The organism is Bartonella birtlesii IBS 325 (assembly GCF_000273375.1).
GTDB classification, from domain to species: domain Bacteria; phylum Pseudomonadota; class Alphaproteobacteria; order Rhizobiales; family Rhizobiaceae; genus Bartonella; species Bartonella birtlesii.
In genome coordinates, this window is the sequence record NZ_CM001557.1 from 190,762 (window position 1) to 206,838 (window position 16,077).

Sequence of the window (16,077 nt, forward strand, 5' to 3'; positions counted from 1 at the left end):
GGTCACACCTCCACAATGGTTTAAGCTAGAAAACCTCTCACAAAAACAAGATCCTAATGCCAATGGATATAAAGGTGATCGTATTTCTCCCACGCATGCACGGCAAAGCTTTGATAGCAAACGCCAATTTGAATTATCAATTGTACAAAAAAAGGGTGAGGAAAAAGTTATTAAAACACAACAGTTTGAATGGATCCGCATGGCTTTAGCCGAAGAGCGCCCACAACAATATAATTATCCCAAATTTGATTCTTTAAGCATGTTTGCTAGTGATTCGAAAATTCAAGCTGCCACATCACAAGATTCTGGACATATTTCTGGACATATTTATGGAGCAAAGGTAGAAACCCAAATAACCCTACGCAATTATGATTTTATCATTGATCAAGTAAATTTTGATGATGCAGATATCCTAACAGATGATGAAGTACAACAAGAATTAAAAAAAGCTGGCTTCACTTTAGAAAAAAACGACGAACTCCTTTCGCTTCTTACCCTCATTGATCCTTTAAAATTAGATGATTTATCTTCACCCTCTCAATTTACAGATAGCCCAGAGGTTCGTATTGTTCAAGAAAATGTGACTATTTCCCCTCAAAGTCGTCGCATTGACCTTGCGAAAAACTATGCAGAAGATATTCTTCCTATTCACAAAAAGCAAAAGATAGCCGATGCTTTCAAAGATACCAACTATACAAAGCAACAAATTGAAAAGGTTGTAAACACTTTAACAAAATTGAATCATTCAGACAGTCTTAAAGAAGGGAGCCTTTTACGCATTGGTATTGTCACACAAGCTGGAGAAGAAGATCATCTGGTACGGGTCAGTATTTATCAAGGCAAATATCACATTCTCACCATTGCCCTTAATGATAAAGGGCGATTTGTTGAAAGTGCAGAGCCCACAATGTCCCAAGTGCTTCAAACAGCTTTTCAAAATGGTATTCCCCACTCTTATGTCAGTAGTGCACAATTACCAACAGCTTATGATGCACTCTACACGGCGCTGCTCAGTCATAATGTCTCACAATCTCTTTCTCAATATCTCATTCGTTTGCTTGCCACCAACATTGATATGAAAAACCGGATAACACCAACTGATCAGTTGGAAATATTTTATGCCATCCCCCAACAAAGTGAAACAGCAAAAAACAACAAAGAAGGCAAAAAGAGCCCTAAAACACAAGGAATCCCCACAAACATAGATCCTGAAATCCGTTATATCAGTGTCACTTTTGGCAATACAACCTATAAATATTACCGTTATCAATCAAAAGATGGAAGCGTCGATTACTACGATGCACAAGGCAAAAGCTCTAAACCCTTTTTGCTCCGCAAACCCACACCCAATGGTGTTTTTGGCTCTCCCTTTGGACCACGCAAACACCCTATTTTAGGTTACGTTCGCATGCATACAGGCGTTGATTGGGTTGCACCAAAAGGCTCGCCCATTATTGCTGTGGGAGATGGTATTGTCACAAGAATTGGCGTAACAGGCGGCTATGGAAACCATACGGAAATTCAACATAGCAATGGATATATCAGCAGCTATTCACATCAGAGCCGTTATGCACCAGATATCAAACTAGGTGCTAAAGTACGTCAAGGACAAGTCATTGGCTATGTTGGAACAACAGGAATGGCAACCGGTCCACATTGTCATTTTGAAATCATTGTCAATGGTGTAAAAGTTGATCCTATGCGCATTCGTATACCAAATGGTAAAGCTTTGAACAATCAAGAACTACAAACATTCCTAGAGGAAAAAAACAATATTGATTCTCTATTAAGCAGCCCACCAACCTCATCAGGAGATGCTTCTTAAACCAACCTTTCAAAAGACACTTTTTTCAAGACTGCTCGGCTCAAAGCTTTTTCCCACATATGCCACCTCAAAAAAACAGAAAAACAACTGCAAAGAGGCTGCTTGCATCCTAATCAAATTTCGCCACAAAAGAAAATTTGAAAAAACAAGCAAGCTGTGCATAAAAAGCATTAGCATTCTAAAAAGAAACGATCATTTTATCAAAGTGCAGAGCAAAATTCTCTATATTAAAGCTTATAATAATCCTCCCAATTTTCATAAATCCCATGATTGATGATCAATCAACCATTGGTTGATCATTTTTAAAATACACCTTACAAAAGTCATAAAGCTTTGTTTTTAATATTTTACATAATTTGTGGCAAGAAAGTTAGAGAGATCATTTGCACAATACTTCACTCATAAGCTGATCTCATTGTTCTCAAGTTCAACTTATCTTTTAGATCGATCATATCATCTAAAAAAGAGAAGTACAGTTCATGAAGAAATGAATTCAAATGCCTCTTATGATATTGCCCCTACAAAGTATTTCCTGGAATTATTTGAGTTTTGGATGAGAATTTTATGAAAGACAAAAAGAGAATCATTACAGCGATTTCTTTGACCTTTATTTCTTTGACCATTGTTATTTGGTTAAAGCCTTATGCGTCTCATGCGCAAAGTTTTTTTGTAACATACGAAACAAGACGAAGCTTTGTCGAAAAATTACCAAAGCCTAAACAAATTGCCTTTGATGATCGTTCAACGGATATATACATTGTTAATGAGCTTACCAATCCGCCGACTTCTATGATCTTAATTGATAAAGCCATTGAGCGCGGACAATGGAAAACCAGTGAATATTGGGAAAACACTGGTCCCTCAAAGACAATTGCAGCTGGTTTTGTAGGAAAAGCGGCAACAACATCGAATGTTTGGCTTTTTGGATCTGGGGGATGGGTTAAATATAAAGTAAAAGATGATGGAACAATATTAACATTCCGATGGTATAATCCCTATAGTGGTGCCAATGAATATTCCGTTACCTCAAGCAACAAAGACTATTTTTTTGAACGCATGGAAGGGGTGGGTGATAATGCAAGAACAATTTGGTACGTAAAAAGAAAGACACCCCAAAATTATAATTAATATTGTCATAGCCGTCGATCTGTAACCATGGCGTTTAGATTCTGGTGATCCTAGCACGTACAACAACAGAGAACCATGGCTTAAAGCAAATAGAAAAGTTGTAACGGCATTAGAATCCCACGCCGCTATATTTTATATTGTCAATGGCGATTTAATGGAGTTTGGTCGCCCCCAAACCTATCAAGATTATGCAGATGTCTACAAAAGCATGGTTTATCCTGTCTATGAAGGATTAGGTAACCACAATTACTACAACAATCTTCATGATTGTATGATACCCACATCGAATCTTTCCAAAGATGCCTGTGCGGTAAATGCTGTGCAAAGAATGCTAAAAGAAATGAACAAATATAGCAGTTCTCTACCTGCATTCAATCAACACGTAATTTCTCGTCAGCTCCTCCACTCTGAAATAGCGCATCACTTTATAACTGGAAGTTTAAGTTACTCATGGGATTATGGAGATATTCACTATGTACAGTTGCACAACTATCCAACTTATACTGCACATTTATCTGATGGTCATATGAAAGCAAGAATAACCAAAGCTTTGGGGTGGCTGAAAAAAGATTTAGCAGCAGCACATAAAAGAGGAAAAGTGACCATTCTCAATTTTCATGATGCACATCCCTATAGAGGAGATTACTATCTCGTCCATGTGCAAAGAAAAAACCTTCATATCAAAGCTTATAATGGTAAAACAGGCACACTCATTTTGATTGAATGATTTAGGGCTCAATGGAGCAAACAAGTCCCTTTCGAAAAATTGTAGTAAATTATAAAGGCGCTTTTGCTTTCAACCTCAACAAATAACATGGAATCTTAAGAACTCCTTTATGAGGGTTTTGTATCTTTTGCACCACCTGTATTGAGTTTTGGCAAAGGAATAACGATTTTTGTACCTCCTAAAGCAGAAGTTTGAAAAAGAGGTTTTTCACCAAATTGCATACAAAGCTGTTCTACCACCAAACGACCAAGACCGGTTTTTTGCTTTAAAGTTTGGTTTTTCATGCCCACCCCATCATCTTCGACAATGAGCATCAATTGTCCATCTGGCTCGGGACCAAACGAGATATAAATATGACCAGTACGATGATCTGGAAAAGCATGTTTTAAAGAATTTGTCAGCAATTCACCAAGAATAATTCCAAGTGTTGTAGCATCCCTTGAAGACAAGCGACAATCTTTAAAATTCGTATGAATGGTGATATTTTCACGCAATTCAAAAGGGACAGCCAATTCAACATCATGCACCACAGAGCTGAGAAACTCAGCTAAGAGGGTTGTTTCCATATCATCACTCAAGCGCAAACGACGATGTGCTGTGGAAATTGTTTGGATACGATCACGCGCAGCTCCAAGCACAGAACGCACTTCTTCATTTTTGCTGCGATTTAATTGCAACCCCAGCAAAGAAGACACTGTACCAAGAGAATTGCCAATGCGGTGGCTTGCATCCTGTAACAACATTTCAACGCGTTGCCGTTCTTTTTCAGCATGATTGCGTGCATTTTCCAATTCTTGTGTCCGCTCTTTGACCCGTGCTTCAAGAGCAGCATTTTCGCTATGTAGCAGCAATTGATACATTTTTAAGGAGCGTATATCACGGCGAAAACGATTAATAACAAAATAGGCAGAAATAAAAGTACTCACAACAGAAACAATCGCGGCCAATGTTAAAGCGGCCCGCATAAATGCTATTCCCTCGCGCTGTTTTTGTCGCACCACATCATCACCATTAATAAAGCTTGTCATTAATTGAGCTAAACGTGCCACGGGAATCTTGGAAACTTCTAAAGAATCAGCAGATTGAGAAGATTGATCAGGCAGTGCATCAAGAGCATGCATATGGGCAGTCATAAAAACCTTGCGTGCTTCGACTTCCTTTTTAAAAGCCCTAAACCACTCATACCATTGCGGATGAGCATAAACAATAAGCTCTGTATAATCGAGAATATCCTGGAGTTTTTGCATAGCATTTTCAAAATGTGCTTTATCTTCCGACTTTCGGGTTTTTGCGTAACTACGATCAGCAATAGCCATATCGATTAAACTAATAAGCACCAAATCGGCTTGTTCGCGTAACTCCGAACTTGTATTTAACTGCGCAACTTCCCGATCAACGGCATTTGAGAGCAGCATAATAAAAGTAGAAGCCAAAAGAGTCATCACCAGAGAAACAATAATTGCCAGCCAACGCCAGCTTGAAATACTTGCATCAAAAGAAGGCTTTTGAAGAAGAAAATTCGTCTTTGTTGTCATAGAATTTCCATCGGCGAACCTGAAAATCGTCACTTTTCAGCACAAAGGAAAGCACCCTTATGGAATCTAATGCAAAAAGCCCGCGAGAGAGTTTCACACAGACCTTCCTCATTTTCCCAAGGTTTACAGAGCAATTTTCTGAATTTCCTTAGATACTTGCTTTACTGTAATAGCTATAACGAGAATAAAAAAAACAAGGCTATCAACCATAATTATTATACTTTTTTAGCCGTTAAATGAACACAATGTACTTCCTGCCGAATAAGCATCTGGCCCGTAATCGGACTCACCATTCACCTTGAGAAGTTCCTGTAAGCGATTACGCGCTCTACTCACACGGCTTTTAATTGTACCAACAGCACAATTACAAATAGCAGCAGCATCTTCATAAGAAAAACCTGATGCCCCAATAAGAATAATGGCTTCTCTTTGATCAGGGGAGAGCATATTTAAGGCTTTTTTGAAATCTTGCAAATCAAGCGATCCATATTGCGCAGGATGAACCGCGACATTTTGAGTAAACACTCCATCACTGTCCTGAATTTCTCTTCCTTTTTTGCGCATTTGGCTATAAAATTCATTGCGCAAAATTGTAAAAAGCCAAGCTTTGAGATTGGTGCCCATTTCAAAACTATCCTGCTTTGCCCACGCCTTCATAACGGTATCTTGAACCAAATCTTCTGCTTTATCATGCTTACCACTTAAAGAAAGTGCAAAAGCCCGTAAAGCCGGTAAAACCAGCAAGAGTTCCTGCTTAAATTTTTTTACGCACTCTGCCATAAAGGTTCAAACCTTTTCCACATTTTTTAAAGCAAATTGCTCTGCGCGCTCCAGTCTGTCCAAAAGCTCCAACAAACGCCGTGGCAGTGTCTCTTCTTGAATTTCCATATAAAACTGACGTAATTTTCGTGCTATTTCACTATTAACGCCGAGAATGTCATCTCCAAACGTGAAGTGATTGGTAAGATTTTTTTCATCACGGTTGTTCATTTTTTTCCCCCTAATCCATATACTATAAGTAGCACCGAGAAGATTTTCGCTCTATGGTTGTAAATATAGTTGTATGTAAAAAGTTCCATACGAGAAAAGGAACTTTTTCATTGCTCAAAAATTTCAACCATCAAAGCACTTCAAAGGTCAAAGGAGTTATAAAATATGTCATTATCCACGCGCATCGCACCACATCTTCCCTATCTTCGGCGTTTTGCCCGCTCTGTTACAGGCAGCCAATCTTCTGGCGATGCTTATGTTTCAGCAATGTTAGAAGCACTGATTACAGACATTTCGATTTTTCCGCAAAAATCCAGTGACCGGATTGGAACCTATTGGCTTTTTTGCCATCTTTTTGACCAAACCACACCCAATATCCCAGAACCGCTTCCATAATTTGGTCTTGAACGAAAAACCAACGCGAAATTATCATATTTAACGCCACGTGCACGCCAAGCCTTTTTATTGATTGCCGTAGAAGGCTTTAATGAACAAGAAGCCCGTGAAATCATGTCTCTTGATGCAAAAGAGTTCCGCAAGCTTCTCAACCAAGCATCGACGGACATTTCTCAACAAATAGCCACGCAAGTTATGATTATTGAAGACGAGCCCCTTATTGCGCTAGATATTGAGCAAATGGTAGAGAGTCTTGGCCATAAAGTAGTAGGGATAGCACGAACCCGTGATGAAGCTGTCATTTTGTACCATAAAGAAAAACCGCGACTAATTCTGGCTGATATCCAATTAGCCGATAACAGTTCGGGCATTGATGCAGTTAATGACATTTTGCAAAATGACCATATACCTGTAATCTTTATCACGGCTTTCCCTGAAAGACTACTAACCGGCGAGCGCCCAGAGCCAACTTTTTTAGTCACCAAACCTTTTAATCCAGATATGGTCAAAGCGCTTATTTCGCAGGCTTTATTCTTTCAAGAGAATGCTTCGAAAGCAGCTTAGCATAGAGTAACATCTCCACCATGATCGTTACGCCTTTTCAAAAGCCACCGATGGATAAATCTCACTTAAGCGCTCTGATGCAAGCGATCCGTAGTGCTGATATTTGTGTTTTATATCAAACAACCAATTTGGTCTATTTATGGGCAGAAAATTTGCCACAGCATTTGCATAACAAATGGCGTATGGGCTGTCGTGACAGTGATTTTTTTTCGCTTGATATTGCCGATAATATGGAAACCATTAAATTGCAGGTTTTAGCCACCGGCAAAATGCAAACCATCGAAGCACGCTTTGAAGATATGACCAAACAAGCGATTTGGTATAAATTTTCTATCGATTGTCATCATAATGATAATGGAGATATTATTGGTATTATCACCACAGGTGTTGATATTTCAGGGTTACGTCGGCGTGAACAAGTGTTAAAAATTCTTCTTCGAGAAGTAAGCCATCGTTCTAAAAATCTTCTTGCCATCATTCAAAGTATTGCCAGCCAAACGGCACGCTATACGGAATCGTTGCAGATTTTCTTGCGCAAATTTCAAGGCCGCCTCCATTCTCTTTCCCATTCTCAAGATCTCATTACCGATTCCGATTGGCGTGGAGCACAATTTCGCGAATTGGTTCAATCACAAGCTTTGGGTTACTTGTTAAAAGAAACAGAACATTTTTCGTTTGAAGGCGTAAATCCTTATCTTTTTCCCAATGCGGCTTTACATATTGGTTTGGCTTTTCATGAACTCATTGTTAATTCTCTTTCTTTTGGTGCTCTCTCCCAAGAAAAAGGCAGAGTATTCGTACGCTGTGAAATCCACACAAACATCAATGGAAAAATGCAACTACTCATCACTTGGAATGAACATTTTGAAGCAGGCACCATTCTCTCTCACGATCAAAAAGCCTGTTTTGGTAGTGCTGTGCTAGAAAAAATTGTTCCTGTCTCTGTCAATGGCTCGGCTTCTTTCACATTAACCGAAGAGGGAATTGTATATTGCTTATCTGTTCCCGATACCTACTTTGATATCTTTTTTTAAAAAGTAGTTAAGAAAGAGCACAAAATAAAAAAGTAAAACAGGATATCCTCCAAGAATCTTTTCATCACCCACCCACCCCCATGATATCACCTTCATGATATCACCTTCATGATTCAGCCTCCAAATATACCTAACAACTTTTGTTAAGACTCTAGCCCAACCAGCCCTTCTGGGAACTAAGCAACCTTTAAAAACGTTTATTTATCATAAATAACGCCCTAAGGCTGACAAATGGAGCTCGTCAACCTTTTATTTGGAAGATTTTTTATGAATACCCTCGTTTTTATCCTTTTATTGGTTTCATGCACAGATGATTTTAACAGCTGTTATTCCAACAATAAAATGGTCAAAATCTATCCCACAGCACAAGCTTGCGAACAAGCTATGATACCCTCCACAAAAAAATTTGCATCTTATGGACAACAAATCTTTGCTCAATGCACGAACATTGAGGCAAACTTACATCAACAACAAGTACAGCTCATCTGGTCTGTAACCAACCGAGGCAATTTTCTGCTCACAAGCCAAAATATGCATGATAAGATCTCCAACCCCCACGATGCAGATATTTTTTCACCTCATCCCCACCCCTAGGTTCTGCTCCTATAAATCTCTTGCACAAAAAGACTTAAAAGCATAAACCCATCAAGCTCTAAGAAAACAATCCATGGAAGAGGTCAACATAATGGATAATAAGCAAATGGACACTGCAAGAGACCAACGCGCACAGCAAGATGCATTACCTCAAGATCTCCCCCTAGACCCAGCAGTAGAACGTGTGAGAAAAAAGCTCATGCGTTTAATGATCATTTCCATTGCCATAACGCTCATCCTTATGCTTGCTGTACTATTTGGCATTGTCTATAAAATTATCGCAACGCGATCAGTTTCCAAACAAACAGAATTTTTTGCCTCTCACAGCAAAAATAAAAAAATTGTCTACCACACACTTTCCTTACCGAAAAACACGCAGATTTTATCGCAAAGTCTTTCAGAGCAGAATCTTGTTTTGAAAATCTTAACCTCAGACGGGCAGACAAAATTTATGGTGTATAATTATTACACCGGTGCACTCATTGCTATACTTTCTGTTGAAACAACGGAAGAAAAAACGACCAACCCATCCTCTTAAAAAAACACCTCAACAAGCGCTTACAACAGCACATATTATTTTAAATATTTTCTTCTGCAGAAGATGTCACCACACGCCGCCGCCGTGGCTTTCTCTGTATTTCCTTCTCTAGCACAGGCGAGGAAGCAGCCTTCTGCATCGACATTCCATTATCATCCTGAGCAGCTTCGGAAGTTGCTCGTGGAAGCTCAAAATGTGGAAATTCAAGGGATGTTCCTTCTTGAACACGCGCAGTACGCCGCCGTGGAGTTCTGCGTGTTTTTCTAACAGGTTCAACAGTTTCTTCACCGCTACATTGCTCTTGGAGTTCTTTTTCATCCGAAGGAACTGTTGCCAATGGAACTGTTTCTTGTAATGCTTCTTCACGCACATATCCATTTTGCAGCTGAGCATATTGACCATGACCATTTTTTTGCAATGGTGTTTGTGCAACATCTGTCTCACAATTTATAGTATCTTTTTTCTCAACTTCAACGTTTATTTCGCTGCATTCCTGCTCATTATTCTCATCACGATTCTCATCACGACGAGCATATTGAGTTTGCCCAACAGCTGCCAAAATAATACGCAGATAATGCTCAGCATGTTGTAGATAATTTTCCGACATAACACGATCACCCGCCCCCTGTGCATCACGAGCAAGGCTTATATATTTGTCAGCAATTTGCTGCGCATTTCCACGAATTTTAACATCGGGACCGCTACTTTCATAATTCCGCGACAAGGGGTTAGGTCCGCGACGATTATTGTTGTTGTTACTATTATTGTTATTGCGACCGCGTACCCGTCTATTTTGCTGTGGCCTCATTTTTATCCCTTTTTGGAGTATGTGTGTCTTAATTGACTCTTCTTCATTGCATTATTTTGCGATAACGCTCATCATGTTTGAATACGGTTATCAGGCTATCCGCGTTTTATCTCACTTAAATGATACCTACTGATATTTGATAAAGCATATATTTTTTGAAAATCACAACAACAGCAGGGAAACCATAAGTTCAAAATTCCCTCTTTTTCTGTTAACCAGCAGAAACCTAGTGATGTTCACATAAAATGCCAAGTGTTTTTTTCTAAATAGACCATATTTTATTAAAAAAACAACCATCTTGTGGAAAAACAAAAAACGATAATGTACAAAGAATACCTCTAGCAAAAAACATCTTCTGCCAGTGAACAACTAAAACTGCCCTTTTCGCTCTAAAACCACCGATCCTAAAAACGCCGATATCCCTGCCCCCTCGCACACTTCACTAAACAAGCACATATGCTTTCATAAGTCACTCGTGCGAACATATTCATTCTGTGAACATAGCCTTTCTTCTGCGTCAAAGCAACCCCTTTGTGAGTAATAATCCACTATTACTTCACAAAATCCTTTATTCATAAATAGATGAGTATGAAGCATTATTCAAGTCCTATAAACACCAATAGATTAGTTTTCTTGCCAAAACTTACCTCCTGCGTTATGAATCTTTGTGAAATTTGAGGGAACTCATAGAAAAATCAATGTTCTCATTTATAACAAGCATAACAGGTATAACATAAAAGCGTCATATAAACTCAAATACAAACTCTATATGAAAAAGAGACTTATGAGGAAGAAACAACCAACATGCTCTACTTTGCCAAAAATTTGAACGCACCTTAAAAGACTGCAAGATCTATGAGTGGGAATGAATCATGAATTCTCCAATTTTTGTTATACTACCCAAGAAAGAAACTTTATTTGCAAAACGGGCACAACGTTTTACACATTTAGCCCATAGCTTTAAGAACAAACAGTCTTTGTTGTTTTTTGCGCATTTTTGTAACGCGCAACAACAATCGAGCGAAAAATTTAAAGATTTTGCTGTTCCTCTTTGTCGCTTTGCTGCCCCCACAGCAGCACCTCTTAATCGATCAAAACTATTAACCTTGGGCTTTTATGAAAGTATTGTTGATGATTTTTTACAACACCTCTCAACCCTAAAACTTTCTCAGCAAGCACTTTTTGCAATAAGCGACCAAGCTTTAAAGCGTACACAACAGCAAAAAGACCAATGGCACCTTTGGGGCGAAAATCTCTTAAATCATAAACTTCCCCAACAGCAATTAGCAGAACATATTTTGATCACCGGTGCCCTACAAATCATTTATTGCCTTGCCGCCTCACAACTTGATGCACAAAATTTAACCCCACAACAAAACAACCTCTGTCCCGCTTGCTGCGGCACCCATTCTGCTAACCTCATCATCGAGGTTCAACCACAAAAAACCATAAAAGTTTGTTCTTGCCTTTATTGCGCAACTCTCTGGCAAACCCCGCACAATCAATGCAGTTTTTGTCAAGCAAAACAGAGTCTTTCTACCTATAGCAGTAAAAATATTCCCAACGGCATTTTATTTGAAGCATGTAAAAAATGTGGATCTTATTGCAAACAATTCAATCACCAGAAAAATCCTACACTCGATGTTTTTGCCGATGACATCAGTAGCACAACAGCAGGGTTTTTACAAAAAACTTCTTCTCTCTTTCAGCATAAAAGTTTTAATCCCTTTTTAGCCCCCTTTTTAGCAGAAGATAGCAAATAATCCATATGCATCACACCAAATAGCTTCTCCCCTTTCTAAAACGATAAGGAAAGCTTTTTCATGATGATCCACAAAAATACAACAAAATTTTTGCCAATCAAAATGCTGTCGGTATAAAAGCAATCACGATAACGACCACAATAAATTTGCTTCTTTTTTTAAAATTTCCATATCCTTTAAATTTTATGTAAAAAACTCAAAAGCGATTGCGCGCTTTCCCTTTTTCACTGTCTTTTTCATTAAAAAAACAGTCTCGTAAGAGGAAATAATTTCCGTCTCCTGGTCGCACCATTGCAATACATTTTTTCTTTGCCCCCTCAGAAAGTGTATCCCACATTTCACGAATAGCAAAATAGGCTTCACTTTCTAAATTAAGACAATGCTGATAAACTTCTTTTTTCCTATCGAACGTAACGGAAGCAGCGATTTCCTTGCAATATACACGGTGATCAAAGACTGGGATAATCAATTCTACAGATGCTTTTTGTGCTATTTTTTTATGAGAAGAAAAATGGCTGATTATTTTTACTACAAGAAAACAAAAGGCCAAGAGACAAAACAGCAGCATAAAAACAAAAGCGATCTTACGATATAGTCTTTTGAAATAAGCCTTTTGTCTTGCACGAATTCTTTTTTCCATAAAGACCCTATCTTTCAATACTCAAAAAGAGCTTTTTAAAAGCAAAATTTAAAGCAAACAGTGAGAAAAACCTTAAAGCATAACATACATGTTACAGTAGCAAATGATCAATCTTCTTATTTCAAAACATAGCATTTTTCTACCATTTGCTCCATTATGCCCAACATAGTTTTTCTCCTCACTTTTTTTCTTATAGCACCAATGCTATGTGTCGCACTCTCGGCTTTCAAACTCTTGATATCATCTGTAAAAATTTGCTAGCGGAATTTAAAATTATGCTCGCAGTTGCACCAATTCCTAAACTGCGATGCTTCCTTTCCCCACCAGCTTTAAGAGTTACATCACTCAATTTATGGACTCAATCAATAATGCCACTCCCATACGCATGCAGTGCATACCTTTCTGCACCTATTTTACCATCTGTTTTACTGCTTTCAATGCTCGCTTTGCTGCTTTTATCACCTTATTCATGCTTGTTAGAATCAAGATCTGTTGTTTTCAATTGTTTTTCTAAAACATCGAGCCGCTGGGAAATTTGTGTAATATCTTTATATATTCCCTTTAACAACGCATTCAAAGGGGCGTGCCCCATTCTTGCGCTGGCATAAAGAACCACACGAATATGTTCAGGATCATCAATATCAGCAATAGAAAACGGAAAAAGCGCCATTATACCCCCCTTTCACACACTATAAAAAAGCCTATTGGAAAATTTCAGTACCTTTTACCGACAAGCTTTTGCACCTCATAAAACTTTAAGAAACCCCATCGAAAAACATTTGAAAAAAATTTTACAAGTATGAAAGATCTCGTTACACAAGCACTTCAAGAGAGAAAATAAAGCAAAGATGCATTTTTAAAAATAAAACGCCTAATAAAAACTTCACGCATACAGCATAACAGGCTTTTTTCATAACAAACATTCTGCAACCATTTTTATCTCGATGAAGAATTTTCATTCTCAAGTTTTGATAGCATAAACAACTGCCATATTGATGGGACGCGTTTCATCTTCACCTGTTTTGTCCACAAAGATCTCATGTGTATGCTCTCCTGAAAAACTCGTACTCAGATCTCCGTAACCGCTATAGTAATACTTATTATTAGTCGCCAAACGAACATCCAAACCCTGAGGCCTGATACCGTCAACTATATGATGATGCCTACCTGCAGAATTTGTTTTTCCATTATGGCTATGGGCTTTAAAAGAATCTTCCTGTTTCTTTCCCAGGCAACGTCCTTTATCGATATTTTTTCCACTATCCAGCCCGCGCAAAAACATTCCACGCAAATCGGGAACATTAAATGTTGAATACCCATTTCCTACTCCCCATATGCTACCAATGGCAGCGTAGAGATTTACATAGGCCTTGCGAGAATACTCCCGACCATCACAAAGCAACCAACCAGACGGTATTTTTTCTGTGGCAAAAGTGCCAATAAAACCAGAAGGTAAAAAATTTTGCGTTGGATTTGTTAAAAACCAACCATCAACATTTTTTTCAACAATATCACAAACGTAGACGAGCTCATAAAGTCCGCCCCTTTGCATTTCTCCGCCCCTTAAAGGCGCTATACCATCGGAAGTTGCCATATAAACGGGTTTTGACAGCAATTGATTTAAAGAGAGATCTGTGGCTCCGATATTTTGCTCCTGTGCCCTAAAGCGCACCACAATTCCGCCCTTATAAGCCTCAAAAGAAGATTTTGTCATCAAACAAATAGCTGTTGTATTCCTTCCCCGATCAAATCTAAAATTTGCCTCAATCACCCCGCTATTATCCAACAAATATTCTTTAATACGTTGCATCATAACGCGCGCACTGTCATTAACTGAACTTGGCGGTTGTCCTTCTGCCCAATTTATGCTCTCATCGGCATAGGCATTTTCAGATGCGATAAGCGACCAATTATAAATAGAGCTCATAAAAGATATCCTTTTTGTAAGAAAGACAAACGTGCAAAGAGAGAAGAGAAAAAGTAAGCAATTCCCTTTTTAGGTGCTGTGATTTTTTTCATTCTCAAGCCGATTTTGTCATAATCGACATGCAACAATTTGGTTTTTGCATTAACAAAGACAGCCTCAGGTTTCAAACGCAGCACTTCTTGGGCAAGAACACCAAGATAGCGTTGTGGATTACCCTTATAATTAAAGCTATAGAGCGGATAGCCATTTTTTTTGCCCACAGGGACGATATTTTCTTTGGCTCTCACATCACAAAGCCCCAAAATTCCCCCTACCAATCCAAGCACTTGTTGTGCATCACGCAATGGATCTTTTGTCACAGAAGGCATTGTTGTAGATTTTCCTGATGCTGTTCCATAATTTCCAGCCGCCTGCGTTCCCACACGCAGCAACTGCTCTAGGCGGTTCCACCCTTGATTATCTTGCTCATTCCATTTTTGACGCTCAGCATCTAATATATTCTGACGATTCATATCTTGGACAATTCCACCTTTTAAAGCATTGCTTTGCGCATTACTTTGTCCTTGATAATAGTTATTCGCTGCATTAACCTGATCATATAAGGAACGATCAATCATCTGATTAGCATTCATCATATTTTGTACATCTTGATTATATTGCTGTGCGGTAGCATTCGTTGCCAATGCGCCAAGCTCGTCGGCGAGCACTCCAGTATGAGCACCAGAACCATAGCGCCCAGCTCCAGACATAGATTGATTAATAGCATCAGAAGTTTTACTTAAGGCATTTTGCAAAGCAGCATTAAATTTACTATTGCCCCCAATCCAATCACCCTTAGCCATACCAAGAAGATTGTGAGCCGTTTGTGTTGGTGCATTAAACAACTGTGTCAATACTGGATTATTATACTGATCAGCGGCCTGTTGTAGACCAGTGAGAGCATTTTTTGTCAGATTCCCAAGACCAGCAACACGTTCTCCCTGATAAACATTCCCACCTATTCCTTTATTATACATATCAAGTGCTTGAGCACTGGCTTTTTTAAAGATATCGGCAGCCCATGCGGGCGGTGCATTTGTTTGTGTTGTTGTTTGCACCCGAGGCTTTGTTTTTCTACTCATGGCTTTAAAACCTTTCTATAATAAATAAGATTACGAGAATATCCGTACTGGCTGAGCATTTTTCCCCACCCAGCTCTTGCAAACATTTGCATTTCCTCAGCATTGATCGTGCGCGCCCATGCTTCAACTTTATCAATCAATTTGACCAATTGCTGTCCTCCCTCTCCGGCCAAATCTGAAAGGACAACGCGTTTTTTCCCCATATAGGTACTTTCAACTTTGGTAATAGCAAAAGCGCTAAATTGGCGGTTATTTTTTAACACCAGCCACAATTGTGCTTGTCCGCCGATGAGTTCTTCAGCAATTGTTTCTAAACAAACATCATCAGGAAAACGCCTAACATATTTTTGCAGCGCAGCATTAAGAGCCTCTTGATAGGGTGCTATTTTTTCCCATGACCATTGCTCTGTAAGATGAGCAGAATAGGAATTCTGCTTCTCTTGCATGATGATTTGGTCTCTCTCTGCGCGCATCTTATGCCTTCTCA

The 16,077-nt window shown here is 38.9% G+C and carries 16 protein-coding genes and 1 pseudogene (1 of these 17 only partly in view); 8 read left to right on the forward strand and 9 right to left on the reverse strand.

The window, feature by feature from the left end:
- The 3 genes from QWU_RS00910 to QWU_RS10240 form a co-directional block, all read left to right on the forward strand.
- On the forward strand, nt 1-1,825 hold the 3' portion of the coding sequence (locus QWU_RS00910) for a M23 family metallopeptidase (protein ID WP_006589700.1). The gene continues 185 nt to the left of window position 1, outside the view; only the last 1,825 of its 2,010 coding nucleotides appear in the window; the start codon falls outside the window, past its left edge; it ends in the stop codon at nt 1,823-1,825.
- Nucleotides 1,826-2,389: 564 nt separating this feature from the next.
- A complete protein-coding gene (locus tag QWU_RS10235; protein ID WP_006589701.1) occupies nt 2,390-2,953 on the forward strand; it encodes an aegerolysin family protein in 564 nt (187 codons plus the stop codon).
- A gap of 154 nt (nt 2,954-3,107) precedes the next feature.
- On the forward strand, nt 3,108-3,680 hold the full coding sequence (locus QWU_RS10240; RefSeq protein WP_240532114.1) for a metallophosphoesterase family protein: 573 nt from the start codon (nt 3,108-3,110) through the stop codon (nt 3,678-3,680).
- A 107-nt stretch (nt 3,681-3,787) separates the two neighbouring features.
- Here QWU_RS10240 and QWU_RS00925 read toward each other — a convergent pair whose 3' ends face one another.
- From QWU_RS00925 to QWU_RS00935, 3 genes are all read right to left on the reverse strand, one after another.
- Nucleotides 3,788-5,215, reverse strand: coding sequence for a sensor histidine kinase (locus QWU_RS00925; RefSeq protein ID WP_006589703.1), 1,428 nt, complete (start codon nt 5,213-5,215; stop codon nt 3,788-3,790).
- A gap of 225 nt (nt 5,216-5,440) precedes the next feature.
- The gene (locus QWU_RS00930; RefSeq protein ID WP_006589704.1) at nt 5,441-5,995 is read right to left on the reverse strand and encodes an RNA polymerase sigma factor; all 555 of its coding nucleotides are present in this window, start codon (nt 5,993-5,995) and stop codon (nt 5,441-5,443) included.
- Between the two features lie 6 nt (nt 5,996-6,001).
- Nucleotides 6,002-6,205, reverse strand: coding sequence for a NepR family anti-sigma factor (locus QWU_RS00935; protein ID WP_006589705.1), 204 nt, complete (start codon nt 6,203-6,205; stop codon nt 6,002-6,004).
- A gap of 165 nt (nt 6,206-6,370) precedes the next feature.
- Here QWU_RS00935 and QWU_RS08845 point away from each other — a divergent pair.
- The 4 genes and pseudogenes from QWU_RS08845 to QWU_RS00955 all read left to right on the forward strand — a co-directional run bounded on the left by QWU_RS08845 (nt 6,371) and on the right by QWU_RS00955 (nt 9,331).
- A pseudogene (locus QWU_RS08845) lies at nt 6,371-7,165 on the forward strand (response regulator).
- Between the two features lie 20 nt (nt 7,166-7,185).
- Nucleotides 7,186-8,199 (forward strand): PAS domain-containing sensor histidine kinase, encoded by a 1,014-nt coding sequence (locus QWU_RS00945; protein WP_006589707.1) that lies wholly within the window; start codon nt 7,186-7,188, stop codon nt 8,197-8,199.
- A gap of 267 nt (nt 8,200-8,466) precedes the next feature.
- Nucleotides 8,467-8,793 (forward strand): hypothetical protein, encoded by a 327-nt coding sequence (locus QWU_RS00950; protein ID WP_017195984.1) that lies wholly within the window; start codon nt 8,467-8,469, stop codon nt 8,791-8,793.
- Nucleotides 8,794-8,884: 91 nt separating this feature from the next.
- On the forward strand, nt 8,885-9,331 hold the full coding sequence (locus tag QWU_RS00955; protein WP_006589710.1) for a hypothetical protein: 447 nt from the start codon (nt 8,885-8,887) through the stop codon (nt 9,329-9,331).
- A 40-nt stretch (nt 9,332-9,371) separates the two neighbouring features.
- On the opposite strand, the gene QWU_RS00960 is transcribed toward QWU_RS00955, so the two are convergent.
- Nucleotides 9,372-10,139 (reverse strand): DUF4167 domain-containing protein, encoded by a 768-nt coding sequence (locus QWU_RS00960; RefSeq protein ID WP_006589711.1) that lies wholly within the window; start codon nt 10,137-10,139, stop codon nt 9,372-9,374.
- Nucleotides 10,140-11,011: 872 nt separating this feature from the next.
- On the opposite strand from QWU_RS00960, the gene fdhE reads away from it, so the two are divergent.
- Nucleotides 11,012-11,902 (forward strand): formate dehydrogenase accessory protein FdhE, encoded by an 891-nt coding sequence (gene fdhE, locus QWU_RS00965; protein ID WP_006589712.1) that lies wholly within the window; start codon nt 11,012-11,014, stop codon nt 11,900-11,902.
- 196 nt (nt 11,903-12,098) lie between these two features.
- On the opposite strand, the gene QWU_RS00970 is transcribed toward fdhE, so the two are convergent.
- From QWU_RS00970 to QWU_RS00990, 5 genes are all read right to left on the reverse strand, one after another.
- Nucleotides 12,099-12,542, reverse strand: coding sequence for a hypothetical protein (locus tag QWU_RS00970; protein ID WP_006589713.1), 444 nt, complete (start codon nt 12,540-12,542; stop codon nt 12,099-12,101).
- Nucleotides 12,543-13,005: 463 nt separating this feature from the next.
- Nucleotides 13,006-13,212, reverse strand: a complete 207-nt coding sequence (locus QWU_RS00975) for a hypothetical protein (protein WP_006589714.1) — start codon at nt 13,210-13,212, stop codon at nt 13,006-13,008.
- A gap of 291 nt (nt 13,213-13,503) precedes the next feature.
- Nucleotides 13,504-14,469 carry a phage tail protein gene (locus QWU_RS00980; protein WP_017195985.1) on the reverse strand — a complete coding sequence of 322 codons (966 nt, stop codon included), beginning with the start codon at nt 14,467-14,469 and terminating at the stop codon, nt 13,504-13,506.
- Complete coding sequence (locus tag QWU_RS00985; protein WP_017195986.1) at nt 14,466-15,590, reverse strand: tail fiber domain-containing protein; 1,125 nt, start codon at nt 15,588-15,590, stop codon at nt 14,466-14,468. Before QWU_RS00985 ends, QWU_RS00980 begins: the two co-directional genes overlap by 4 nt.
- A complete protein-coding gene (locus QWU_RS00990) occupies nt 15,587-16,063 on the reverse strand; it encodes a hypothetical protein (RefSeq protein ID WP_006589717.1) in 477 nt (158 codons plus the stop codon). The genes QWU_RS00985 and QWU_RS00990 overlap by 4 nt, the downstream gene beginning before the upstream one ends.
- Nucleotides 16,064-16,077 lie beyond the last annotated feature (14 nt).